Source organism: Agrobacterium bohemicum (genome assembly GCF_001562555.1).
In the GTDB taxonomy this organism is placed as follows: Bacteria; Pseudomonadota; Alphaproteobacteria; order Rhizobiales; family Rhizobiaceae; genus Agrobacterium; species Agrobacterium bohemicum.
Genome location: NZ_KQ961023.1, coordinates 466,852 through 488,505, shown reverse-complemented (window position 1 = coordinate 488,505; position 21,654 = coordinate 466,852). Strand labels below are relative to the sequence as shown.

Genomic DNA, 21,654 nt, shown 5'->3' with positions numbered 1-21,654 from the left:
AAGGCAGTCCGTTATGGCTCGCGAATATAAAATCGAAGACTACCGCAATTTCGGTATCATGGCGCATATCGACGCCGGTAAGACGACAACAACCGAGCGTATTCTTTATTACACCGGCAAGTCGCACAAGATCGGTGAAGTTCACGATGGCGCAGCCACGATGGACTGGATGGAGCAGGAGCAGGAGCGTGGTATCACCATCACCTCCGCTGCTACGACGACCTTCTGGAAGGGTCGCGATGGCAAGATGCGTCGTTTCAACATCATCGACACCCCCGGCCACGTTGACTTCACGATTGAAGTAGAACGTTCGCTGCGCGTGCTCGACGGTGCGATCGCTCTTCTCGACGCCAACGCCGGTGTAGAGCCGCAGACGGAAACTGTCTGGCGTCAGGCTGAGAAGTACAATGTTCCACGCATGATCTTCTGCAACAAGATGGACAAGACCGGCGCGGACTTCTACCGCTCGGTAGAGATGATCAAGACCCGTCTCGGCGCCATCGCTGTTGTCATGCAGCTCCCGATCGGTGCGGAAACAGAATTCAAGGGCGTTATCGATCTGATCGAAATGAACGCTCTGATCTGGCGTGATGAATCTCTCGGCGCCCAGTGGGATGTCGTTGAAATTCCTGACGACATGAAGGAAAAGGCTGCTGAATATCGTGAAAAGATGATCGAACAGGTCGTCGATATCGATGAAGAAGCAATGGAAGCTTACCTGAACGGCGAAATGCCTGACAACGAGAAGATTCGTGAACTCGTTCGCCGCGGTACCATCGACGTGAAGTTCCACCCGATGTTCTGCGGTACTGCGTTCAAGAACAAGGGCGTTCAGCCACTTCTCGACGCCGTTTGCGATTACCTGCCTTCGCCGCTGGACATTCCTGCGATCAAGGGCATCGACTTCAAGACCGAAGCTGAAATCGAGCGTCACCCCGACGACAGCGAGCCGCTTTCCATGCTTGCGTTCAAGATCATGAACGACCCATTCGTTGGTTCGCTCACTTTCGCACGCATCTACTCCGGCAAGCTCGAAAAGGGCACATCGGTTCTGAACACGGTCAAGGACAAGCGCGAGCGCGTCGGTCGTATGCTTCAGATGCATTCCAACTCCCGCGAAGACATCGAAGAAGCCTTCTCCGGCGACATCGTTGCTCTGGCCGGCCTCAAGGAAACCACAACAGGTGATACGCTTTGCGATCCTCTGAAGCCGGTTATCCTCGAGCGCATGGAATTCCCTGAGCCTGTTATCCAGATCGCGATCGAACCGAAGACCAAGGGCGACCAGGAAAAGATGGGCCTCGCGCTCAACCGTCTGGCAGCTGAAGATCCCTCGTTCCGCGTCAAGACGGATGAAGAATCCGGTCAGACGATCATCGCTGGCATGGGCGAACTTCACCTCGACATTCTCGTTGACCGTATGCGTCGCGAGTTCAAGGTTGAAGCTACCGTCGGTGCTCCGCAGGTTGCCTACCGCGAAACGATCACACGTCAGCACGAAGAAGATTACACACACAAGAAGCAGTCCGGTGGTACCGGTCAGTTCGCTCGTGTCAAGATCGTCTTCGAACCGAACCCAGAAGGCGAAGACTTCAAGTTCGAATCCAAGATCGTCGGCGGTGCTGTTCCTAAGGAATACATCCCGGGCGTTCAGAAGGGTATCGAAAGCGTTCTGTCTTCCGGTCCTCTGGCCGGCTTCCCGATGCTCGGCGTCAAGGCAACCCTGATCGACGGCGCATATCACGACGTTGACTCCTCGGTTCTGGCGTTCGAAATTGCATCGCGTGCCTGCTTCCGCGAAGCAGCGAAGAAGGCTGGTGCACAGCTTCTCGAGCCGATGATGAAGGTTGAAGTTGTAACCCCTGAAGATTACGTCGGTGACGTGATCGGCGATCTGAACTCGCGTCGCGGTCAGATCCAGGGTCAGGAAAGCCGTGGTATTGCCGTTGTTATCAACGCGCACGTTCCGCTGGCCAACATGTTCAAGTACGTCGATAACCTGCGCTCCATGTCTCAGGGCCGCGCACAGTATTCGATGACCTTCGATCACTATTCGCCGGTTCCAAGCAACGTTGCTCAGGAAATCCAGGCAAAGTACTCCGGTCAGAAGTGATCGGGGTACGCCCCAAACGAAATTTAGAGTTTATTCCCTTTACGGGACAGGAATGGAGAGCCACGAATGGCAAAGAGCAAGTTTGAGCGCAACAAGCCGCACGTCAACATTGGCACGATCGGTCACGTTGACCACGGCAAGACGTCGTTGACTGCTGCGATCACGAAGTACTTCGGCGAGTTCAAGGCGTACGACCAGATCGACGCTGCACCGGAAGAAAAGGCACGCGGTATCACGATTTCGACGGCACACGTTGAATATGAGACGCCTGCTCGTCACTACGCGCACGTTGATTGCCCCGGCCACGCCGACTACGTGAAGAACATGATCACCGGTGCTGCCCAGATGGACGGCGCGATCCTGGTTTGCTCGGCCGCCGACGGCCCGATGCCACAGACCCGCGAGCACATCCTGCTGGCTCGTCAGGTTGGCGTTCCTGCGATCGTCGTGTTCCTCAACAAGGTTGACCAGGTTGACGACGAAGAGCTGCTGGAACTGGTAGAACTGGAAGTTCGCGAACTTCTGTCGTCCTACGACTTCCCGGGCGACGATATTCCAATCGTCAAGGGTTCGGCTCTTGCTGCTCTTGAAGATTCTGACAAGAAGATCGGCGAAGACGCCATCCGCGAGCTGATGGCTCAGGTTGACGCCTACATCCCGACGCCAGAGCGTCCGATCAACCTGCCGTTCCTGCTGCCGATCGAAGACGTGTTCTCGATCTCTGGTCGTGGTACGGTTGTGACGGGTCGCGTTGAGCGCGGTATCGTCAAGGTTGGTGAAGAAGTTGAAATCGTCGGCATCCGCGCCACGACCAAGACGACTGTTACCGGCGTTGAAATGTTCCGCAAGCTGCTCGATCAGGGCCAGGCTGGCGATAACGTTGGCGCGCTGATCCGTGGCGTGCAGCGCGATGGCGTTGAGCGTGGTCAGATCCTTTGCAAGCCGGGCTCTGTCAAGCCGCACAAGAAGTTCATCGCAGAAGCCTACATTCTGACGAAGGAAGAAGGCGGTCGTCATACGCCGTTCTTCACGAACTACCGTCCACAGTTCTACTTCCGTACGACTGACGTGACCGGTATCGTTTCGCTTCCAGAAGGCACGGAAATGGTTATGCCAGGCGACAACGTGACCGTTGAAGTCGAACTGATCGTTCCAATCGCGATGGAAGAAAAGCTGCGCTTCGCGATCCGCGAAGGCGGCCGTACCGTCGGTGCCGGCATCGTCGCTTCGATCGTAGAGTAATAGGGCAGGCGGTGCTGGTGGCATCGCGGCAATAGCGCCGGGCTTTGGTCCGGCGGTTGGATAGTGGACGATGGCGGTGTGAAAAGCACCGCCATCGGACGTTTTATAAAAAGCGTCATGGCGTTGCATTTTTAAGGCTTGAAAATTTCGGTGAAAGCGCGTAAACGCGCACTCACACTCACCAGTTGGATTCGCAATAAGTCGCGGAGCCCGGTGTTTTCGACATTACAGACTAACGAAATGATTGGAGTGCCCTTCGCGCTCCTCTTGATTTTTGAAAATCTGCGGCGCCACGATCAACAGGTTCATGTATTTCCGCGTGCGGAAATCCAAAGACAAAGAACAAGGACAAGACGAATGAACGGCCAGAATATCCGTATCCGCCTCAAGGCGTTTGATCACCGGATCCTCGATGCCTCTACCCGTGAAATCGTGTCGACCGCCAAGCGCACCGGCGCCAGCGTTCGCGGCCCGGTTCCATTGCCTACCCGCATCGAAAAGTTTACCGTTAACCGCTCTCCTCACGTTGACAAGAAGAGCCGTGAGCAGTTCGAAATGCGGACGCACAAGCGTCTTCTCGATATCGTTAACCCGACTCCGCAGACTGTCGATGCTTTGATGAAGCTCGACCTCGCTGCAGGCGTTGACGTGGAAATCAAGCTCTAAGACCTCGGCCTGACCTTGCGAAAGTAAGGGCCGATATAACAAGGAAGGTACGTGGAGCAATCCAACGTCTTCCAATCCGGAGACCGGAAACGTCGTGAGATGTCGAAGGGAACTCCTTAACAAAGGCCACAGAGGGTTTTCCCTTCAAGGCTCGCAAGAGGATTGAACCAATGCGTTCAGGTGTGATTGCACAGAAAGTGGGTATGACCCGGGTCTATAACGACGCCGGTGAGCATATCCCAGTAACGGTACTGCGTATGGACAACGTGCAAGTTGTTTCCCAGCGCACAGAAGACAAGAATGGCTACACCGCAGTTCAGCTCGGTGCAGGCCAGTCCAAGGTCAAGAATACGACAAAGGCACTCCGCGGTCACTTTGCCGCTGCCAGCGTCGAGCCGAAAGCAAAGCTCGTTGAGTTCCGGGTTTCTCCCGAGAACCTCATCGACGTCGGTGCAACACTGACCGCAGATCATTTCCAGACAGGCCAGCTGGTAGACGTTACCGGCACAACGATCGGTAAAGGTTTTGCCGGTTCGATGAAGCGCCACAACTTCGGTGGTGGCCGCGCATCGCACGGTAACTCCGTCTCGCACCGTGCCCATGGTTCGACTGGTTCGAACCAGGATCCGGGCAAGGTCTGGAAGGGCAAGCGCATGGCTGGTCACATGGGCCACACACGCGTCACCACCCAGAATCTGGAAGTGGTTCTGACCGATGAGGGTCGCGGTTTGATCCTCGTGAAGGGCGCCGTTCCCGGTTCCAAGGGTTCCTGGATCATCGTCCGCGACGCCGTTAAGTCGGCAGCGAAGTAAGGGAGCCTCATCATGGAATTGAACGTCAAAACCCTCGAGGGAAAAGACGCCGGCACGGTATCCCTGTCGGACGAAATTTTCGGCCTCGACCCACGCCAGGATATCCTGGCACGCATGGTTCGTTACCAGCTCGCCAAGAAGCAGCAGGGAACGCACAAATCCAAGAACCGTTCGGAAGTTTCCCGCACGGGTGCAAAGATGTACAAGCAGAAGGGTACGGGCCGCGCTCGTCACCACTCGGCTCGCGCACCGCAGTTCCGCGGCGGCGGCAAGGCCCACGGCCCAGTCGTTCGTAGCCACGCTCATGACCTTCCAAAGAAGGTTCGCGCGCTTGCTCTCCGTCACGCTTTGTCTGCCAAGATGAAGTCCGAAGAACTGATCATCGTCGATCAGCTCGTTGCGACCGATGCAAAGACAAAGGGACTGCTTGGCCACTTCGCAACGCTTGGCCTGACCAACGCTCTCGTTATCGGCGGCGCAGAACTTGATGGCAACTTCAAGCTCGCAGCTCAGAACATCCCTAACGTGGACGTTCTGCCGATCCAGGGCATCAATGTTTACGACATACTGCGTCGCGGCAAGCTCGTGCTTTCCAAGGCTGCGGTTGAAGCCCTCGAGGAGCGGTTCAAATGACGGATCTTCGCCACTACGATGTGATCGTATCTCCTTCGATCACGGAAAAGTCGACGCTGGTCTCTGAACAGAACCAGGTCGTATTCAACGTCGCCAAAGACGCTTCGAAGCCTGAAATCAAGGCTGCAGTCGAAGCACTCTTCGGCGTCAAGGTCACGGCAGTGAACACGCTTATCCGCAAGGGTAAGACTCGTCGTTTCCGTGGATTCGCTGGTAAGCGTAAGGATGTCAAAAAAGCCATCATCACGCTGGCCGAAGGTCAATCCATAGACGTGTCCACCGGACTCTAAAAGGTTAGGCCCAAGCGGGCAAAGACCCAAAAGGGAACAAATAAAATGGCATTGAAAAGTTTCAATCCGACCACGCCAAGCCAGCGTCAGCTGGTTATCGTGGACCGGTCTTCGCTCTACAAGGGCAAGCCGGTAAAGGCTCTTACAGAGGGCCTCAGCTCGAAGGGTGGCCGTAACAATCAGGGCCGGATCACCGTTCGTTTTCAGGGCGGCGGTCACAAGCGGACCTACCGTCTGGTAGACTTCAAGCGTCGTAAGTTCGACGTTGAAGGTACGGTCGAGCGTCTGGAATATGACCCTAACCGCACCGCATTCATCGCGCTCGTGACATACACGGACGGCCAACAGGCTTACATTCTCGCGCCACAGCGTCTCGCTGCCGGTGACAAGGTGATCGCCTCCGAAAAGCAGGTGGACGTGAAGCCAGGCAATACAATGCCTCTTCAGTACATCCCAGTCGGATCGATCATCCACAACGTCGAGATGAAGCCAGGCAAGGGCGGTCAAATCGCTCGCTCCGCCGGTACGTATGTTCAGCTCGTTGGTCGCGATGCAGGGATGGCGATCCTTCGCTTGAACTCCGGTGAGCAGCGTCTGGTGCATGGTTCTTGCCTTGCATCGATCGGTGCTGTCTCGAATGCCGATCATGGCAACATCAACGACGGCAAAGCCGGTCGTTCACGCTGGCGCGGCAAGAAGCCTCACGTTCGCGGTGTCGTGATGAACCCTGTCGATCACCCTCATGGTGGTGGTGAAGGTCGTACGTCTGGTGGTCGCCATCCGGTGACTCCGTGGGGTAAACCCACAAAGGGCAAGCGGACTCGCTCCAACAAGTCGACCGACAAGTTCATCATGCGTTCGCGCCATCAGCGCAAGAAGTAAGAGAGGAACTCTCAAATGGCTCGTTCAGTATGGAAAGGTCCGTTTGTTGACGGTTATCTTCTCACTAAGGCTGAGAAGGTACGCGAAGGCGGACGCAGTGAAGTGATCAAGATCTGGAGCCGTCGCTCCACGATCCTGCCTCAGTTCGTTGGTCTGACATTCGGCGTCTACAACGGCAGCAAGCATGTACCCGTCTCTGTCAACGAAGACATGGTCGGTCACAAGTTCGGTGAATTCTCTCCGACCCGGACCTATTACGGTCATGGTGCGGACAAGAAGGCAAAGAGGAAGTAATCATGGCGAAGGCTAAGACCGAACGCCGGCTGAAGGACAATGAGGCTCAGGCCATTGCCCGTACGCTTCGCGTCAGCCCCCAGAAACTTAACCTAGTTGCCGCTCTTATCCGTGGTAAAAAGGTCGATCGCGCTCTCGCCGAGCTCGAATTTTCCCGCAAGCGTATTGCTGCCACCGTCAAGAAGACGCTGGAATCGGCAATTGCAAACGCGGAAAACAACCATGATCTCGACGTCGACGCTCTCGTCGTCGCCGAGGCCTATGTTGGCAAGTCCATCACCATGAAGCGTTTCCACGCTCGTGGCCGTGGTCGTGCATCGCGCATCGAAAAGCCGTTCTCTCACCTCACGATCGTCGTTCGTGAAGTGGAAGAAAAAGGGGAGGCCGCATAATGGGTCAGAAAATCAATCCAATCGGCTTCCGCCTCGGTATCAACCGCACTTGGGATAGCCGCTGGTATGCAGACACTGCCGAATACGGCAAGCTTCTGCACGAAGACCTGAAAATCCGTGCTTACCTGATCAAGGAATTGAAGCAGGCTGGTATCGCCAAGGTTGTCATCGAACGTCCGCACAAGAAGTGCCGCGTGACCATCCACTCGGCTCGTCCGGGTCTGATCATCGGCAAAAAGGGTGCAGACATCGAAAAGCTTCGCAAGAAGATTTCCGAGATGACTGCTTCTGAAACGCACCTCAACATCGTTGAAGTGCGCAAGCCGGAAATCGACGCAACACTCGTTGCACAGTCGATTGCTCAGCAGCTCGAACGTCGTGTGGCTTTCCGCCGCGCCATGAAGCGCGCTGTTCAGTCCGCACTGCGTCTGGGTGCCGAAGGCATCAAGATCACTTGCGGTGGTCGTCTTGGCGGCGCTGAAATCGCTCGTACCGAATGGTACCGCGAAGGTCGCGTTCCTTTGCACACGCTGCGTGCAGACATCGACTACGGTGTAGCAGAAGCTACAACGGCGTTCGGTATTTGCGGCATCAAGGTCTGGATCTTCAAGGGCGAAATCCTTGAGCACGATCCGATGGCTTCTGAACGTCGTGGTCTAGAAGGCGATGCACAGGGCCCTGCAAGCCGTGAGCAGCGCGGTGATCGTGGCGACCGTCGCCGCGAAAACGCTTGATTGACGCTGGCGAAAGATAAGCTCGGAGAAGTTAGAAAATGTTGCAGCCAAAGCGTACTAAGTACCGTAAGCAGTTTAAGGGTCGCATCAAGGGTGTGGCCAAGGGCGGCTTTGACCTGGCATTCGGTGAATTCGGCTTGAAGTCGCAGGAACCGAACCGCGTTAACGCGCGCGAGATCGAGGCGGCCCGCCGCGCGATCACGCGTTACATGAAGCGCGCTGGTCGTGTGTGGATCCGCGTATTCCCAGACACTCCGGTTACGGCGAAGCCGACCGAAGTTCGTATGGGTAAGGGCAAGGGTTCTGTTGAATACTGGGCATGCAAGGTCAAGCCCGGTCGTATGATGTTCGAGATCGACGGTGTTTCCGAGGAGATCGCCCGCGAGGCGCTTCGTCTCGGCGCTGCCAAGCTCTCGGTTAAGACGCGCTTCGTTCAGCGCATCGCAGAGTAAGGAGCAGGCACCATGAAAGCCGAAGACGTTCGCGGCCTCAGCGCCGATCAGCTCAAGGACAAGCTTGCCGACCTGAAGAAGGAGCAGTTCAACCTGCGCTTTCAGAAGGCAACCGGCCAGCTGGAAAAGTCCTCGCGCATCGACGAAGTCCGCAAGGACATCGCCCGCGTGAAAACCATTGCCCGCCAGAAGGCGGCAGAAGCCAAGGCCTAAAGGAAGAATAATATGCCTAAACGCATTCTGCAGGGCGTCGTTGTGTCCGACAAGAACGAGAAGACTGTCGTAGTTCGTGTTGAGCGTCGATTCGCTCACCCGCTTCTTCAGAAGACCGTTCGTCGCTCGAAAAAATACAAGGCGCACGACGAAAACAATCAATACAAGATCGGCGATACCGTTTCCATCGAGGAATGCGCGCCTATCTCCAAGGACAAGCGCTGGACGGTTATCTCCGCCCAGGCTTAATTTCGACAGAAATTCGCGCGGCGCCTTGCTATATGCGCGAAAGTCTGTATGAAGCAGCGCAAGGACGCTCGTTCACGGGCGTTCTTTTGCTTTGATGCGCACGGAAGGTCCGTTAGGAAACCACCCTGTCACGTTTATTCCGCGCGAAAACAGAGACATTTCATAAGCTGGAACAGGGGGCCGTTTTTGCCCAACCGGTCCGGTAACAACAAGAAGGCGACCTGACATGATTCAGATGCAAACAAACCTCGACGTGGCGGATAATTCCGGCGCACGTCGTGTCATGTGCATCAAGGTGCTGGGCGGCTCGAAGCGTAAGTATGCTTCCGTTGGCGACATTATTGTCGTTTCGATCAAGGAAGCAATTCCGCGCGGCCGCGTTAAAAAGGGCGACGTGATGAAGGCGGTTGTTGTGCGTACCGCTAAGGACATCCGCCGCGCTGATGGCAGCGTCATCCGTTTCGATAACAACGCAGCTGTTCTTATCGATAACAAGAAAGAGCCGATCGGCACCCGTATCTTCGGACCGGTTCCGCGCGAACTTCGCGCCAAGAACCATATGAAGATCATCTCGCTGGCTCCAGAAGTACTGTAAGGAGCGATAGCGATGCAGAAAATTCGTAAAGGCGACAAGGTTGTCGTATTGACCGGTAAGGACAAGGGCCGTACCGGCGAAGTAACACAGGTCTTGCCGAAAGAAGACCGGGCTTTTGTGAGTGGCGTAAACATGGTGAAACGTCACCAGCGCCAGACCCAGGGCCAGGAAGCCGGCATCATCAACAAGGAAGCTTCCTTGCACATCTCCAACCTCGCTATCGCTGATAAAGATGGCAAGCCAACTCGCGTTGGTTTCCAGGTTGTAGACGGCAAGAAAGTCCGCGTTGCCAAGCGTTCGGGAGAAGTGATCGATGGCTGAGTCCAAGTACGAGCCGCGTCTCAAGGTTGAATACGTTTCCCGTATTCGCGGCGCAATGCAGGAGAAGTTCTCCTACTCAAACGTAATGATGATCCCCAAGCTGGATAAGATCGTCATCAACATGGGTGTTGGCGAAGCTACTGCCGATTCGAAGAAGCCAACAGTCGCCGCTGGCGATCTGGCTGCTATCGCCGGTCAGAAGCCAGTCATCACCAAGGCTCGCAATTCTATCGCGGGCTTCAAGGTTCGCGAACACATGCCAATCGGCGCGAAGGTTACTCTTCGTGGCGCACGCATGTACGAATTCCTTGACCGTCTGATCAACATCGCGCTTCCGCGCGTTCGCGACTTTCGCGGGTTGAACCCGAAGAGCTTTGACGGCCGTGGCAACTTCGCCATGGGCATCAAGGAACACATTGTGTTCCCAGAAATCAACTACGACAAGGTTGATCAGATGTGGGGCATGGACATCATCGTTTGCACGACGGCGACTTCGGACGACGAAGCTCGGGCTCTTTTGACAGAGTTCAACTTCCCGTTCCGTCAATAACCGTAACGACGAGCGTAGAAAAGGAACTACGATATGGCGAAAACAAGCGCAGTTGAAAAGAACAAGCGCCGCCGCAAGACGGTTGCCTCGCAGGCCGGCAAGCGTGCCGCCCTTAAGGCAGTCGTTATGAACCAGTCCCTTCCGATCGAAGAGCGGTTCCAGGCAACTCTGAAGCTCGCTTCGCTGCCGCGTGACGGCTCGAAGACGCGTGTCCGCAACCGCTGCGAAGTAACGGGCCGTCCGCGCGCGTTCTACCGCAAACTCGGAATGTCGCGTATTGCGCTTCGTGAGTTGGGCAATTCCGGCAAGGTGCCGGGTATTGTCAAGTCGAGCTGGTAAGGAGACGGGCACATGACAATGACTGATCCTTTGGGTGATATGCTCACCCGCATCCGCAATGGTGCAGCCCGTCGCAAGTCTTCGGTGAACACACCTGCTTCCAGCCTTCGTGCACGCGTTCTCGACGTGCTTCAGGCTGAAGGCTACATTCGCGGTTATTCCAAGGTTGATTTCGAGAACGGCAAGTCCGAACTCACGATCGAGCTGAAGTACTACGAAGGCGCGTCCGTGATCCGTGAAATCGGTCGCGTTTCCAAGCCGGGCCGCCGGGTTTATGTCTCGGTGAAGTCCATCCCGCAGGTTGCGAATGGTCTTGGCATCACAATCCTTTCGACTCCGAAGGGTGTGATGGCTGATCACCAGGCTCGTGAACAGAACGTTGGTGGCGAGGTTCTTTGCTCGGTCTTCTAAGACTGAGCAGGGATCTCCTTAACGGACAGACAGGATAGAAATATGTCTCGTATCGGTAAAAAGCCCGTTCAGGTTCCTGCAGGTGTGACGGCCAATGTCGACGGCCAGAAGATTACTGCCAAGGGTCCTAAGGGCGAACTGTTCTTCGTTGCAAACGACGAAATTCAGGTCAAGCTGGAAGATAACGCTGTTTCGGTACAGCCAGCCAACAACACCAAGGAAGCTCGTTCCAAGTGGGGCATGTCCCGCACGATGGTCGAGAACATCTTCAAGGGTGTCAAGGACGGCTACGAGCGCAAGCTCGAAATCAACGGCGTCGGTTATCGTGCGTCCTTGCAGGGCAAGAACCTGCAATTGGCTCTCGGTTTCTCTCACGATGTAGTTTACGAACCTCCGGTCGGCATCACTATCGCCGTTCCGAAGCCGACTGAAATCATCGTTTCCGGCATCAATAAGCAGCAGGTCGGTCAGGTTGCCGCGGAAATCCGCGAATACCGTGGTCCCGAGCCCTACAAGGGCAAAGGCGTCAAGTACGCTGAAGAACGGATCATCCGCAAAGAAGGCAAGAAGAAGTAAGGATCAAGCGAAATGGCTAGCAGGAAAGAAGCACTTGCACGTCGCGCCAACCGCGTGCGCCGCCAGATCAAGGCGGTTGCTAACGGTCGCCCGCGCCTGTCGGTTCATCGCTCGTCGAAGAACATCTACGTTCAGGTCATCGATGACGTGGCCGGCAAGACGCTTGCGTCTGCCTCCACACTCGATGCTGGTCTGCGTTCGTCGCTGAAGACGGGTGCGGACGTTGCAGCAGCTGCCGCTGTTGGCAAGCTCGTTGCAGAACGTGCCAGCAAGGCTGGTATCAAGGATGTCGTATTCGACCGCGGCGCCTTCATTTACCACGGCCGTATCAAGGCTGTGGCTGAAGCTGCCCGCGAAGGCGGTCTGAACTTTTAAGACTTTTCCGCCCGGGCAACGTTCCGGGCGGATTTCACCGGATCATCAGGACTTCAGCAATGAAGCCGGTGGTCCATTATTGTTTGCCGTTCCACCCGCAAAAGAAAAAGGAAAAGGACAATGGCACAGGAAAAAAGAGGTTCTCGCGACGACCGCCAGAACCGCGAAGAGCGCGATAGCGAATTCGTCGACAAGCTGGTTGCTATCAACCGCGTCGCCAAAGTTGTTAAGGGCGGCCGTCGTTTCGGTTTTGCTGCTCTCGTCGTCGTTGGTGACCAGAAGGGCCGCGTTGGCTTTGGTCACGGCAAGGCTCGTGAAGTTCCAGAAGCGATCCGCAAGGCTACCGAAAGCGCAAAGCGCGATCTGATCTTCGTGCCTCTGCGCGATGGTCGTACGCTGCATCATGATGTTAACGGTCGTCACGGCGCTGGTAGGGTTCTGCTACGTTCTGCAAAGGCTGGTACCGGTATCATCGCCGGCGGTCCAATGCGCGCTGTTTTCGAAACGCTCGGCGTTCATGACGTTGTCGCCAAGTCGACCGGTTCCTCGAACCCATACAACATGGTTCGTGCGACGTTCGACGCCTTGAAGCACCAGGTTCATCCTAAGGACGTTGCTGCACAGCGCGGTCTTAAGTATGCGACCCTTCAGTCCCGCCGCGCCGCTTCCGGCAACGCTGCTGAAGAATAAGGAGCAGTATCATGGCCAAGAAGACTACTGAAGCCAAGACGACTGTTACGGTCGAACAGATCGGCAGCCCAATTCGCCGCCCTGCAGTTCAGCGCCAGACGCTGATCGGCCTGGGTCTCAACAAGATGCACCGTCAGCGCACTCTGGAAGATACTCCAGCTGTTCGTGGCATGATCCGTGCTGTCCAGCATCTCGTTCGCGTCGTAGACGAGAAGTGAGACGGAGGAAGTCATCATGAAACTCAATGAAATTAAAGACAACGAAGGTTCCACCAAGGATCGCATCCGCGTAGGTCGCGGCATCGGTTCTGGCAAGGGCAAGACCGGTGGTCGCGGCGTCAAGGGTCAGAAGGCTCGTTCGGGCGTTGCAGTCAACGGTTTCGAAGGCGGCCAGATGCCAATCTACCGTCGTTTGCCTAAGCGTGGCTTCACCAACATTTTCGCTTCGGAATATGCTGAAGTGTCCGTTGGTCGCGTTCAGACTGCTATCGATGCAGGCAAGCTCGACGCCAACGCAACGATTGATGCTGCTGCTCTCAAGGCTGCTGGCGTTATTCGTCGCCTCAAGGACGGCGTTCGTATTCTTGCCGACGGCGAGCTGACGACGAAGGTTTCCTTCGAAGTTGCCGGCGCTTCCAAGTCTGCTGTTGAAAAGATCGAGAAGGCTGGTAGCTCTATCAAGCTTCTGGTTGTTGCAGCGGAAGCTGCAGAGTAATATAAGACTTCGAACGCCCGGGGTGCTTCATTCCGGGCGTTCGCACTCATAGTTGCGTAAGTCTTTGAATCTTAATCGATTAAAAGCTTATGCGGAAACTCTCAAGCGGCGCGAGAGCGAAGCGGGGAGAGCCTCACGGTTCTTAGGTGTTCGAATGAACGCTGACAGGACCAACGAAAACAAGGGTGAGGCATGATTTCGGCTTGATAGCTGGCATCCGTCCGAAGCCCGGTTTTTAAACCAGTATCTTTTAGACCTTTTCCGGAATTGCCGGTTTCCGTGCCGCTGGACAAGGGTCATGCGGAGAAATTTATGGCTTCAGCAGCGGAACAACTGGCCTCAAACCTGAATTTTTCGACCTTCGCTAAAGCCGAAGATCTGAAAAAGCGCCTCTGGTTTACCCTTGCCGCACTTCTCGTTTACCGTCTCGGTACGCATATTCCGCTTCCCGGTCTGAACCCGGAAGCCTATGCTCAGGCTTTCCAAGGCCAGGCCAACGGTATTCTCGGTCTCTTCAACATGTTTGCGGGCGGCGCTGTAGAGCGCATGGCGATTTTCGCGCTCGGCATCATGCCTTACATTTCCGCATCGATTATCGTGCAACTGATGACCTCGGTCGTACCTTCGCTCGAAGCCTTGAAAAAGGAAGGTGAGGCGGGCCGCAAGATCATCAATCAGTACACCCGCTACGGCACGGTGTTGCTCGGTACGCTTCAGGCCTATGGCATTGCCGTTGGTCTTGAAAGCGGTGCAGGGCTCGTCGTCGATCCTGGCTTGTTCTTCCGTATTTCCACAGTCATCACGCTGCTTGGCGGCACGATGTTCCTGATGTGGCTGGGTGAACAGATTACCTCGCGTGGTATCGGCAACGGTATTTCGCTGATCATTTTCGCTGGTATCGCAGCTGGGCTACCTAAGGCTCTGGCTGGAACATTGGAACTCGGTCGTACCGGCGCGTTGTCCACTGCTCTTATTCTGACCGTAGTCCTCGTCGCCATCGGTGTAATTGCACTGATCGTGTTCGTGGAGCGTGCGCAGCGTCGTCTGTTGATCCAGTATCCGAAGCGCCAGGTCGGCAACCGGATGTTCCAGGGGGATACGTCGCATCTTCCGCTGAAGCTGAACACGGCTGGCGTCATTCCTGCGATCTTCGCATCTTCGCTGCTGCTGCTGCCTGCGACTGCCGCTGGCTTTACCAACAGCACGAACCTGCCACCGTGGGCGACAGCTATCATCGCTTCGTTGCAGCACGGTCAGCCTCTCTTCATGTTGTTCTACGGCATGTTGATCGCTTTCTTTGCGTTCTTCTACACCGCGATTGTTTTCAATCCGAAGGACACGGCCGATAATCTGAAAAAGCATGGCGGGTTTATTCCCGGCATTCGTCCAGGCGAACGTACGGCTGAATATATCGATTATGTGTTGACCCGCATAACCGTGATCGGCGCGATCTATCTCGTGTTCGTCTGTATTCTTCCCGAAACGCTTATCGCTCGGACAGGTATCCCATTAGCCCTTGGTGGTACTTCGCTTTTGATCGTAGTCAGTGTAACCCTTGATACTGTGGCACAGATTCAGGGTCACCTGATCGCCCAGCAGTATGAGGGTCTGATCAAGAAATCGAAACTGCGTGGAGGAAAGAGGGGACGATGAGACTGATATTTTTGGGACCGCCAGGAGCAGGCAAGGGGACACAGGCCAAGCGCTTGACGGACAAGTATGGGATACCCCAGCTGTCCACTGGCGATATGCTTCGTGCGGCTGTCAATGACGGCTCTGAGATCGGCAAGCGCGCCAAGGAGGTAATGGACGCTGGTGGTCTCGTATCGGACGATATCGTCAACCAGATCGTATCTGAGCGTATTGAACAGCCAGACTGTGAGAAGGGGTTTATTCTTGATGGATACCCTCGCACGGTTCCGCAGGCTAAAGTGCTTGGCGAAAATCTGCGCGCGAAGAACCTCGTCCTGGATGCCGTTATCGAACTGAAGGTAGACGAAGAAGCGCTTGTGCGGCGAATCGAAAACCGCGTTGCCGAAACGGTTGCTGCCGGTGGAACGGTTCGCTCTGATGACAATCCCGAATCGTTTCGCAAGCGCCTTTCCGAATACCGCGAAAAGACGGCTCCTCTGTCTAAGCACTACGAGGAACAGGGCGAGTTGGTCGTGCTTGATGGCATGGCCCACGTCGATCAGGTGACCACGGCTATCGAAGCTGTGCTGGAAAAAGCACCCGGCGCTGAGGCATCTGTCGCACGCTAATAAAGAATCTTGACGGGGCAGGTTGCTTTTTTGAACCGATTCCGTTAAACCGCGCCAACTCGCGACATCCCAAGCGACTGGCGCGGATTTTCCTCAAGGGAAGGAAAGTCCGGGTTCAGTCGTTTTGACTTGTGACGAACACGAATTTTGAACTGGCGGCAGAAGAGTGCCGCTCAAATGAAAGCACCACTTGCCGGATGGCAACTGGAACGCAAGGAGAATAGACGTGGCACGTATCGCTGGCGTCAACATCCCGACGGCTAAGCGCGTTGTTATCGCCTTGACCTATATTCACGGGATTGGCACGAAATTCGCGCAAGAAATCGTAGCAAAGGTCGGTATTCCGGCTGAAAAGCGCGTTCATCAGCTGACGGATGCAGAAGTCCTTCAGATCCGCGAAGCAATCGACCGCGATTATCGCGTCGAGGGTGATCTTCGTCGTGAAACTTCGATGAACATCAAGCGTCTTATGGACCTCGGTTGCTACCGTGGTCTGCGTCACCGTCGCGGCTTGCCCGTACGCGGTCAGCGCACGCACACCAACGCTCGTACTCGCAAGGGTCCAGCGAAGGCGATCGCAGGTAAGAAGAAGTAATTTTCCGGTTCTCCGGAGAGGGGAGGCTGGTGCAAGCCGCACCAGCCTTTCTGAGTTTGGCGAGAGGCTTCGTGGAAGCCAATCGCCGGTGTAGCCGCTGGTGTTACGGCGGTGCAGAGATCAATGAAAGGTAGACCATGGCCAAGGAAGCCACTCGCGTTAAACGTCGCGAACGTAAGAACATCACGACGGGCGTTGCGCACGTTAACTCGACCTTCAACAACACGATGATCACCATCACCGACGCACAGGGCAATGCTATTGCCTGGTCGTCTGCTGGTGCCAAGGGCTTCAAGGGTTCGCGTAAGTCGACACCATTTGCTGCCCAGATCGCTGCTGAAGATGCCGCCAAGAAGGCTCAGGAACACGGCATGAAGACGTTGGAAGTTGAAGTTTGCGGTCCGGGTTCCGGTCGCGAATCTGCACTTCGCGCTCTCCAGGCTGCCGGTTTTATGATCACCTCGATCCGTGACGTTACGCCGATCCCACACAACGGTTGCCGTCCGCGCAAGAAGCGCCGCGTCTGACGCGACCGTATCTTGAGAATTCCGCCTTTCCCTCGGTCTGGCGGAATTTTCGCGTATGTGGCGTTTGGCCTGCCGGCGTAGCCGGTTTTCCTACGCTTAGAACCCTCCGATGAACCATTGGTTCCTCTCGGTGATGATGCTCGGTCCGCCACGATTGGATGGTGGCGGCGAACGGAAGGTTTAAAGATGATTCAAAAGAATTGGCAGGAACTGATCAAGCCGAACAAGGTTGAGTTCACGTCTTCCAGCCGCACCAAGGTGACGCTGGTTGCTGAACCGCTGGAGCGCGGCTTTGGTCTGACGCTCGGTAATGCGCTTCGTCGCGTTCTGATGTCTTCTCTGCGTGGCGCTGCTGTAACAGCAGTGCAAATTGATGGCGTTCTGCACGAGTTCTCGTCCATTCCCGGCGTTCGGGAAGACGTGACAGACATCGTTCTGAACATCAAGGAAATCGCCATCAAGATGGATGGTGACGATTCCAAGCGCATGGTCGTGCGCAAGCAGGGTCCAGGTTCCGTTACCGCTGGTGATATTCAGACGGTTGGCGACATCGAAATCCTCAACCCCGACCACGTTATCTGCACGCTGGACGAAGGCGCTGAAATCCGCATGGAATTCACCGTCAACAACGGCAAGGGCTATGTGCCTGCAGAGCGTAACCGCGCAGAAGATGCACCAATCGGCCTTATTCCGGTGGACAGCCTTTATTCGCCGGTCAAGAAAGTGTCCTACAAGGTGGAAAACACCCGTGAAGGCCAGGTTCTCGACTACGACAAGCTGATCATGACGATCGATACGAATGGTTCGGTCTCCGGCGAAGACGCCGTTGCCTTCGCCGCTCGTATTCTTCAGGACCAGCTTGGTGTGTTCGTCAATTTCGACGAGCCGCAGAAGGAAGCAGAAGAAGAGTCTGTGACCGAACTGGCATTCAACCCGGCGCTTCTCAAGAAGGTCGACGAGTTGGAACTGTCCGTTCGTTCGGCAAACTGCCTGAAGAACGACAACATCGTTTATATCGGCGACCTCATTCAGAAGACGGAAGCCGAAATGCTTCGTACTCCGAACTTTGGCCGCAAGTCGCTGAACGAAATCAAGGAAGTTCTCGCTTCCATGGGTCTGCACCTCGGCATGGAAGTGCCCGCATGGCCGCCAGAGAACATCGAAGATCTCGCAAAGCGTTACGAAGACCAGTACTAAGCCGCGTTGAGGAAAGTCGCGTCAGCGGTTTTCCTCTCACCGGCTGGATCAACAAGAACCCAGATAAGAAGGCAGACCCGTTACAGACTGCCTTTCCCCGTCAAACAGCAGGCCCCGTGAAAAAGATTGGGTCGCCTGCATGTGCCAGGAAACGGCAGGCCCGGATAGGGAACCTGCATTAAAGGAGAATAGCAATGCGCCACGGAAATTCAGGCCGCAAGCTCAATAGAACCGCCAGCCACCGCAAGGCAATGTTTGCCAACATGGCTGCTTCGCTCATCACCCATGAGCAGATCGTAACGACACTGCCGAAGGCGAAGGAAATTCGCCCGATCGTAGAAAAGCTCGTAACTCTCGGCAAGCGCGGCGACCTGCACGCTCGTCGTCAGGCCGTGTCCCAGATCAAGGATCAGGACGCAGTTCGCAAGCTGTTCGATGCCATCGCTGAACGTTACGCCACCCGTAACGGCGGCTACCTGCGTATCATGAAGGCTGGCTACCGTCAGGGCGACAACGCTGCTATGGCCGTCGTTGAGTTCGTAGAGCGCGACGTAGACGCCAAGGGCGCAGCCGACAAGGCTCGCGTTGCTGCAGAAAACGCTGCTGCTGAAGCTGCATAAGGTCTGGCGCTTCTCAGCGCCAAGTACGAAAAAGCCGGGTGAACGATCACCCGGCTTTTTTGTTTTCAGTTCAAATTCGGTATTCAAAAATGCTATGCGAACCCGCAGATCATTTCTCGATCTGCTTTTCTCTGTAAATTTCACCGCGCCTTGCTTCCCTTCGCCATTGACGAGCCTTCTTGAGTGGAATGTCAAAAACGGGGTCGTTTCGATCAAGAGTGGCAAATGCTAACTCATTTCTCCGCTCGGTGGCACAGTGTGAAACGATCTTACCGTCTGGACCGATAATACTGGCTGGTCCCTCGCCAGCTGTCTGTGCAGGCGTCGCGCCGCTAATCCAAAGGCAATTGAATCCTGCGTGGGCCCGAAGCGCGATCTGGAAAAAGCTTCTGATACCATATGATGAAAACAAGATCGCATCGACGTTGAGGCGTTCATATTCCATGAAAAGTTCAGGGAAATGAACCTCAATGCAAGTGAGGCAACCGAATTTATAACTATCGACCTCAAAGGTAAAAGGCTCTGATCCCGGTGTGAACCAGCCTGAAAGCTCCGAGTTCGAGAGATAGCGTTTGTCGTATCGTCCCAACAATTCGCCCGTGTCGCTTAAGACATGTTGGCTGTTGAAGGGCGGATGTGAGGCGCCGAGCGGATGCGCGGAGCCTATCGATGCGAAAATTTTATGTTTTTTGCAAGTTCCCGCGATTGATTCGAGTTCAGCCGTATGGAGGCGCCAGTCTACATTGAGCCAATCTTCCGGTGCAGCGATCTGCCCTTTGGAATAACCTGATAACGAGCCCTCACAGAAGTTGACGAGGCGTGCACCTTCGTTTGCGGCCTGCGCTATCAAATCTCTTATCGTGCGCCCGTTTTCGGCGATATCCTTGCTCACGACGCTCTGTGCGGCGGCGATTATCATTGGAGATGCCTCCGTCACTCCGGCACCGAAATCCGGCTTTTAATATGCTTCAGATGCGACACAATCGTAAACGTCATGATGACGAGGAGGGACCACGAACTCCATTTGCCGATGTGGACCACGGACCACGCGCCTAGCTGGTTTGGATATTTCCAAATGCCGAAGAAGGTGGAGATGTTTTCTGCCAGCCAGACGAAAAATCCGATGAGGATAAATGAGAGCAGTAGTGGCATTTTTCTGTGGCGATCATAGGGGCGATAGATGACGGTGGCGCGGGCGTAGAGGCCGACGGCGCAGGCGGCGATGTACCAACGGTAATCCCCGATATAGTGATGGGTGAAGAAGTTGAGGTAGATGGCAAGGCCAATCAACGTTGCCATCCAGTAACTGGGATGGTGTTTGATGCGCACATCCAGCAGGCGCCAGGCCTGGATGATGTAACTGCCGACAGCGGCATACATAAAGCCGGAAAACAGTGGCACGCCGAGGACTTTGGTGTAGGCAAAGTCGGGATAGGACCATGACTGGATGCTGCTTGATGTTTTGAACACCTCGAGCGCAAAGCCGACGATGTGAAAGAGAAGGATAGCCTTTGCTTCGTCAAGCGTCTCCAGCTTGCTCCAGATCATGAAGAACTGGATCGCGAGCGCGATGACAAGCAGCACATCGTAACGCGGTAGGCCAAAAAGGCCGACACGTGGAACCAGAAAGATGGATATGAAAAACAGGCCTGCAAACATGCACGCTCTTGCTTCCTTGATGCCGAAATAAAGAAACTCGACGATGAAACGCTTTGCGCCTTCCAACTCGCCCCATGGCTGTTTATCGCACAGAAGAGCATCGAGTGACGACAGGCGGCTGGCGGGGTAGGCGGTTTCGGTCGTCACAGCCATAAATCCTTTTTGCTCGGCAGGATTGCATGTCTACACAAGACTGGAAATAAAGCGACATGATGATCAAAACGTCGCAGCCATTTTATCTCAGGTCGGTTGGCCTTTTAACCGCCGCCTGTCTCGTGATCTTGGCAGGACTAGCGCTGCGCGGATATGGTTACGCAGTCGGGTTATCATTCACCGTCGTGAAATATGGTGGGTCGTTGCTGTGGGGATCAATGGTCTATCTGCTTGTGGCAGCCTTGATGCCGCGTCACAAAAGACATCTGGTCACTGCCACCGCGGCTGCGTTTTCGATCATCGTCGAGCTTATCAGGCTTGTTCATTTTCCGGCACTTGATGCATTCAGAGCGACGACGGCTGGAGCGTTACTGCTCGGTCGTGTCTTTTAGCCGTGGAATATTACCTGCTATCTCGTTGGCATAGGAGTGGCCGCGCTCATCGAGTGGCGTTTCTGGAAGACATAGTTGCCTTGCGGGCGCGCTTTCGCGCCATGATGACCGGCCGGATTGCACGATAGCCGAGCAGGATGAACATCACCGAAAGATAGAAAACAGGCTCCAGCGTCAGGGATTTTCGTGCCAGCACGAAGTGGAGGACACCGGCGATCAATATGAAGTAGGACAGTTTGTGCAACGTGTTCCAGCGCGAGCCGAGACGCCGGATCGACCAGCGGTTGGAGGTCAATGCGAGGGGTATGAGCATGACAAGAGCTGCCATGCCGAACATGATGTAGGGGCGCTTGAGAATGTCAGAGAGAATGGAACTGAAAACGAGGCCACGGTCCAGTATGATATAGACCGCGAAATGCGCCAGGACATAATAGAACGCGATCAAGCCAAGTGCGCGCCTGTAAGCGATGAGGTTGACGTTGAACAAATCACGTAACGGCGTGACGACAAGGCCGATGCACAGAAAACGTAGCGCCCAGGTGCCAAGTAGATGCTCGAATTCCTTGACGGGATTAAAGCCCAGCCCACCGGTGGCTGCGAGGTAGAAGTACCAGACGCCCGGCGAGAGGCCAATAACATACAGCGCCGAGATGGCCGCTGGTTGATACCGTTTCGGCAAGGAGGGAAGCGAAAACGCAAACGCCATG

Annotated in this window: 33 protein-coding genes; 30 read left to right on the top strand and 3 right to left on the bottom strand. The window is 55.2% G+C overall.

Annotated features, from left to right (window positions below; translation table 11 throughout):
• Positions 1–13 precede the first annotated feature (13 nt).
• The 29 genes from fusA to rplQ all read left to right on the top strand — a co-directional run bounded on the left by fusA (position 14) and on the right by rplQ (position 18,743).
• Positions 14–2,113 carry an elongation factor G gene (fusA, locus tag ATO67_RS02395; RefSeq protein WP_067643723.1) on the top strand — a complete coding sequence of 700 codons (2,100 nt, stop codon included), beginning with the start codon at positions 14–16 and terminating at the stop codon, positions 2,111–2,113.
• Positions 2,114–2,179: 66 nt separating this feature from the next.
• Positions 2,180–3,355, top strand: a complete 1,176-nt coding sequence (gene tuf, locus ATO67_RS02390) for an elongation factor Tu (RefSeq protein WP_067643720.1) — start codon at positions 2,180–2,182, stop codon at positions 3,353–3,355.
• A 357-nt stretch (positions 3,356–3,712) separates the two neighbouring features.
• Positions 3,713–4,021 (top strand): 30S ribosomal protein S10, encoded by a 309-nt coding sequence (rpsJ, locus tag ATO67_RS02385; protein ID WP_045024701.1) that lies wholly within the window; start codon positions 3,713–3,715, stop codon positions 4,019–4,021.
• A 170-nt stretch (positions 4,022–4,191) separates the two neighbouring features.
• Positions 4,192–4,833, top strand: a complete 642-nt coding sequence (gene rplC, locus ATO67_RS02380) for a 50S ribosomal protein L3 (protein WP_067643717.1) — start codon at positions 4,192–4,194, stop codon at positions 4,831–4,833.
• 12 nt (positions 4,834–4,845) lie between these two features.
• Entirely contained in the window at positions 4,846–5,466 is a 621-nt protein-coding gene (gene rplD, locus ATO67_RS02375) for a 50S ribosomal protein L4 (RefSeq protein ID WP_067643714.1), read from the top strand.
• Entirely contained in the window at positions 5,463–5,756 is a 294-nt protein-coding gene (locus ATO67_RS02370) for a 50S ribosomal protein L23 (RefSeq protein WP_042618531.1), read from the top strand. Before rplD ends, ATO67_RS02370 begins: the two co-directional genes overlap by 4 nt.
• Positions 5,757–5,801: 45 nt before the next feature.
• Positions 5,802–6,638, top strand: coding sequence for a 50S ribosomal protein L2 (gene rplB, locus ATO67_RS02365; RefSeq protein WP_067643712.1), 837 nt, complete (start codon positions 5,802–5,804; stop codon positions 6,636–6,638).
• Between the two features lie 15 nt (positions 6,639–6,653).
• Positions 6,654–6,932 (top strand): 30S ribosomal protein S19, encoded by a 279-nt coding sequence (gene rpsS, locus ATO67_RS02360; RefSeq protein ID WP_067643709.1) that lies wholly within the window; start codon positions 6,654–6,656, stop codon positions 6,930–6,932.
• 2 nt (positions 6,933–6,934) lie between these two features.
• On the top strand, positions 6,935–7,324 hold the full coding sequence (gene rplV, locus ATO67_RS02355) for a 50S ribosomal protein L22 (RefSeq protein ID WP_067643706.1): 390 nt from the start codon (positions 6,935–6,937) through the stop codon (positions 7,322–7,324).
• The gene (rpsC, locus tag ATO67_RS02350) at positions 7,324–8,058 is read left to right on the top strand and encodes a 30S ribosomal protein S3 (protein WP_067643703.1); all 735 of its coding nucleotides are present in this window, start codon (positions 7,324–7,326) and stop codon (positions 8,056–8,058) included. The genes rplV and rpsC overlap by 1 nt, the downstream gene beginning before the upstream one ends.
• 38 nt (positions 8,059–8,096) lie before the next feature.
• Complete coding sequence (gene rplP, locus ATO67_RS02345) at positions 8,097–8,510, top strand: 50S ribosomal protein L16 (RefSeq protein WP_042618528.1); 414 nt, start codon at positions 8,097–8,099, stop codon at positions 8,508–8,510.
• A 12-nt stretch (positions 8,511–8,522) separates the two neighbouring features.
• Positions 8,523–8,723 carry a 50S ribosomal protein L29 gene (gene rpmC / locus ATO67_RS02340; protein ID WP_042618527.1) on the top strand — a complete coding sequence of 67 codons (201 nt, stop codon included), beginning with the start codon at positions 8,523–8,525 and terminating at the stop codon, positions 8,721–8,723.
• A gap of 12 nt (positions 8,724–8,735) precedes the next feature.
• Positions 8,736–8,972 (top strand): 30S ribosomal protein S17, encoded by a 237-nt coding sequence (rpsQ, locus tag ATO67_RS02335; RefSeq protein WP_067643699.1) that lies wholly within the window; start codon positions 8,736–8,738, stop codon positions 8,970–8,972.
• Between the two features lie 226 nt (positions 8,973–9,198).
• Positions 9,199–9,567 carry a 50S ribosomal protein L14 gene (gene rplN / locus ATO67_RS02330; RefSeq protein WP_003495199.1) on the top strand — a complete coding sequence of 123 codons (369 nt, stop codon included), beginning with the start codon at positions 9,199–9,201 and terminating at the stop codon, positions 9,565–9,567.
• A gap of 12 nt (positions 9,568–9,579) precedes the next feature.
• Positions 9,580–9,888, top strand: coding sequence for a 50S ribosomal protein L24 (gene rplX, locus ATO67_RS02325; RefSeq protein WP_045230770.1), 309 nt, complete (start codon positions 9,580–9,582; stop codon positions 9,886–9,888).
• Complete coding sequence (gene rplE / locus ATO67_RS02320) at positions 9,881–10,438, top strand: 50S ribosomal protein L5 (RefSeq protein ID WP_067643696.1); 558 nt, start codon at positions 9,881–9,883, stop codon at positions 10,436–10,438. Before rplX ends, rplE begins: the two co-directional genes overlap by 8 nt.
• Positions 10,439–10,471: 33 nt before the next feature.
• A complete protein-coding gene (rpsN, locus tag ATO67_RS02315) occupies positions 10,472–10,777 on the top strand; it encodes a 30S ribosomal protein S14 (protein WP_067643693.1) in 306 nt (101 codons plus the stop codon).
• Positions 10,778–10,789: 12 nt separating this feature from the next.
• Positions 10,790–11,188 carry a 30S ribosomal protein S8 gene (gene rpsH / locus ATO67_RS02310; protein WP_042618522.1) on the top strand — a complete coding sequence of 133 codons (399 nt, stop codon included), beginning with the start codon at positions 10,790–10,792 and terminating at the stop codon, positions 11,186–11,188.
• Between the two features lie 42 nt (positions 11,189–11,230).
• On the top strand, positions 11,231–11,764 hold the full coding sequence (rplF, locus tag ATO67_RS02305; protein ID WP_067643690.1) for a 50S ribosomal protein L6: 534 nt from the start codon (positions 11,231–11,233) through the stop codon (positions 11,762–11,764).
• A gap of 12 nt (positions 11,765–11,776) precedes the next feature.
• Positions 11,777–12,139: a 50S ribosomal protein L18 gene (gene rplR / locus ATO67_RS02300; protein WP_067643688.1), complete on the top strand. Its 363-nt coding sequence runs from the start codon at positions 11,777–11,779 to the stop codon at positions 12,137–12,139.
• A gap of 120 nt (positions 12,140–12,259) precedes the next feature.
• Positions 12,260–12,829, top strand: a complete 570-nt coding sequence (gene rpsE, locus ATO67_RS02295) for a 30S ribosomal protein S5 (RefSeq protein WP_067643685.1) — start codon at positions 12,260–12,262, stop codon at positions 12,827–12,829.
• 11 nt (positions 12,830–12,840) lie between these two features.
• On the top strand, positions 12,841–13,047 hold the full coding sequence (gene rpmD / locus ATO67_RS02290; RefSeq protein WP_045230765.1) for a 50S ribosomal protein L30: 207 nt from the start codon (positions 12,841–12,843) through the stop codon (positions 13,045–13,047).
• Positions 13,048–13,063: 16 nt separating this feature from the next.
• Positions 13,064–13,543, top strand: coding sequence for a 50S ribosomal protein L15 (gene rplO, locus ATO67_RS02285; RefSeq protein WP_067643681.1), 480 nt, complete (start codon positions 13,064–13,066; stop codon positions 13,541–13,543).
• Positions 13,544–13,855: 312 nt separating this feature from the next.
• Positions 13,856–15,196, top strand: a complete 1,341-nt coding sequence (secY, locus tag ATO67_RS02280; protein WP_067643679.1) for a preprotein translocase subunit SecY — start codon at positions 13,856–13,858, stop codon at positions 15,194–15,196.
• Positions 15,193–15,804: an adenylate kinase gene (locus tag ATO67_RS02275; RefSeq protein ID WP_067643677.1), complete on the top strand. Its 612-nt coding sequence runs from the start codon at positions 15,193–15,195 to the stop codon at positions 15,802–15,804. Before secY ends, ATO67_RS02275 begins: the two co-directional genes overlap by 4 nt.
• Positions 15,805–16,030: 226 nt before the next feature.
• On the top strand, positions 16,031–16,399 hold the full coding sequence (rpsM, locus tag ATO67_RS02270) for a 30S ribosomal protein S13 (RefSeq protein ID WP_067643674.1): 369 nt from the start codon (positions 16,031–16,033) through the stop codon (positions 16,397–16,399).
• Positions 16,400–16,536: 137 nt separating this feature from the next.
• Positions 16,537–16,926, top strand: a complete 390-nt coding sequence (gene rpsK, locus ATO67_RS02265; RefSeq protein WP_042618513.1) for a 30S ribosomal protein S11 — start codon at positions 16,537–16,539, stop codon at positions 16,924–16,926.
• 186 nt (positions 16,927–17,112) lie between these two features.
• Complete coding sequence (locus ATO67_RS02260; RefSeq protein ID WP_067643671.1) at positions 17,113–18,123, top strand: DNA-directed RNA polymerase subunit alpha; 1,011 nt, start codon at positions 17,113–17,115, stop codon at positions 18,121–18,123.
• 194 nt (positions 18,124–18,317) lie between these two features.
• The gene (rplQ, locus tag ATO67_RS02255; RefSeq protein ID WP_042618511.1) at positions 18,318–18,743 is read left to right on the top strand and encodes a 50S ribosomal protein L17; all 426 of its coding nucleotides are present in this window, start codon (positions 18,318–18,320) and stop codon (positions 18,741–18,743) included.
• A gap of 109 nt (positions 18,744–18,852) precedes the next feature.
• Here the strand turns inward: rplQ and ATO67_RS02250 are convergent, their stop codons facing one another.
• Together ATO67_RS02250 and ATO67_RS02245 are read right to left on the bottom strand one after the other, a co-directional pair.
• Positions 18,853–19,662 carry a carbon-nitrogen hydrolase family protein gene (locus tag ATO67_RS02250; protein WP_067643668.1) on the bottom strand — a complete coding sequence of 270 codons (810 nt, stop codon included), beginning with the start codon at positions 19,660–19,662 and terminating at the stop codon, positions 18,853–18,855.
• 14 nt (positions 19,663–19,676) lie between these two features.
• Positions 19,677–20,555 (bottom strand): DUF817 domain-containing protein, encoded by an 879-nt coding sequence (locus ATO67_RS02245; RefSeq protein ID WP_425352172.1) that lies wholly within the window; start codon positions 20,553–20,555, stop codon positions 19,677–19,679.
• Between the two features lie 56 nt (positions 20,556–20,611).
• Here ATO67_RS02245 and ATO67_RS02240 point away from each other — a divergent pair, with 56 nt between their 5' ends.
• The gene (locus tag ATO67_RS02240; RefSeq protein ID WP_082760117.1) at positions 20,612–20,947 is read left to right on the top strand and encodes a ribosomal maturation YjgA family protein; all 336 of its coding nucleotides are present in this window, start codon (positions 20,612–20,614) and stop codon (positions 20,945–20,947) included.
• A gap of 46 nt (positions 20,948–20,993) precedes the next feature.
• Here ATO67_RS02240 and msrQ read toward each other — a convergent pair whose 3' ends face one another.
• On the bottom strand, positions 20,994–21,653 hold the full coding sequence (gene msrQ / locus ATO67_RS02235) for a protein-methionine-sulfoxide reductase heme-binding subunit MsrQ (RefSeq protein ID WP_067643665.1): 660 nt from the start codon (positions 21,651–21,653) through the stop codon (positions 20,994–20,996).
• Position 21,654 lies beyond the last annotated feature (1 nt).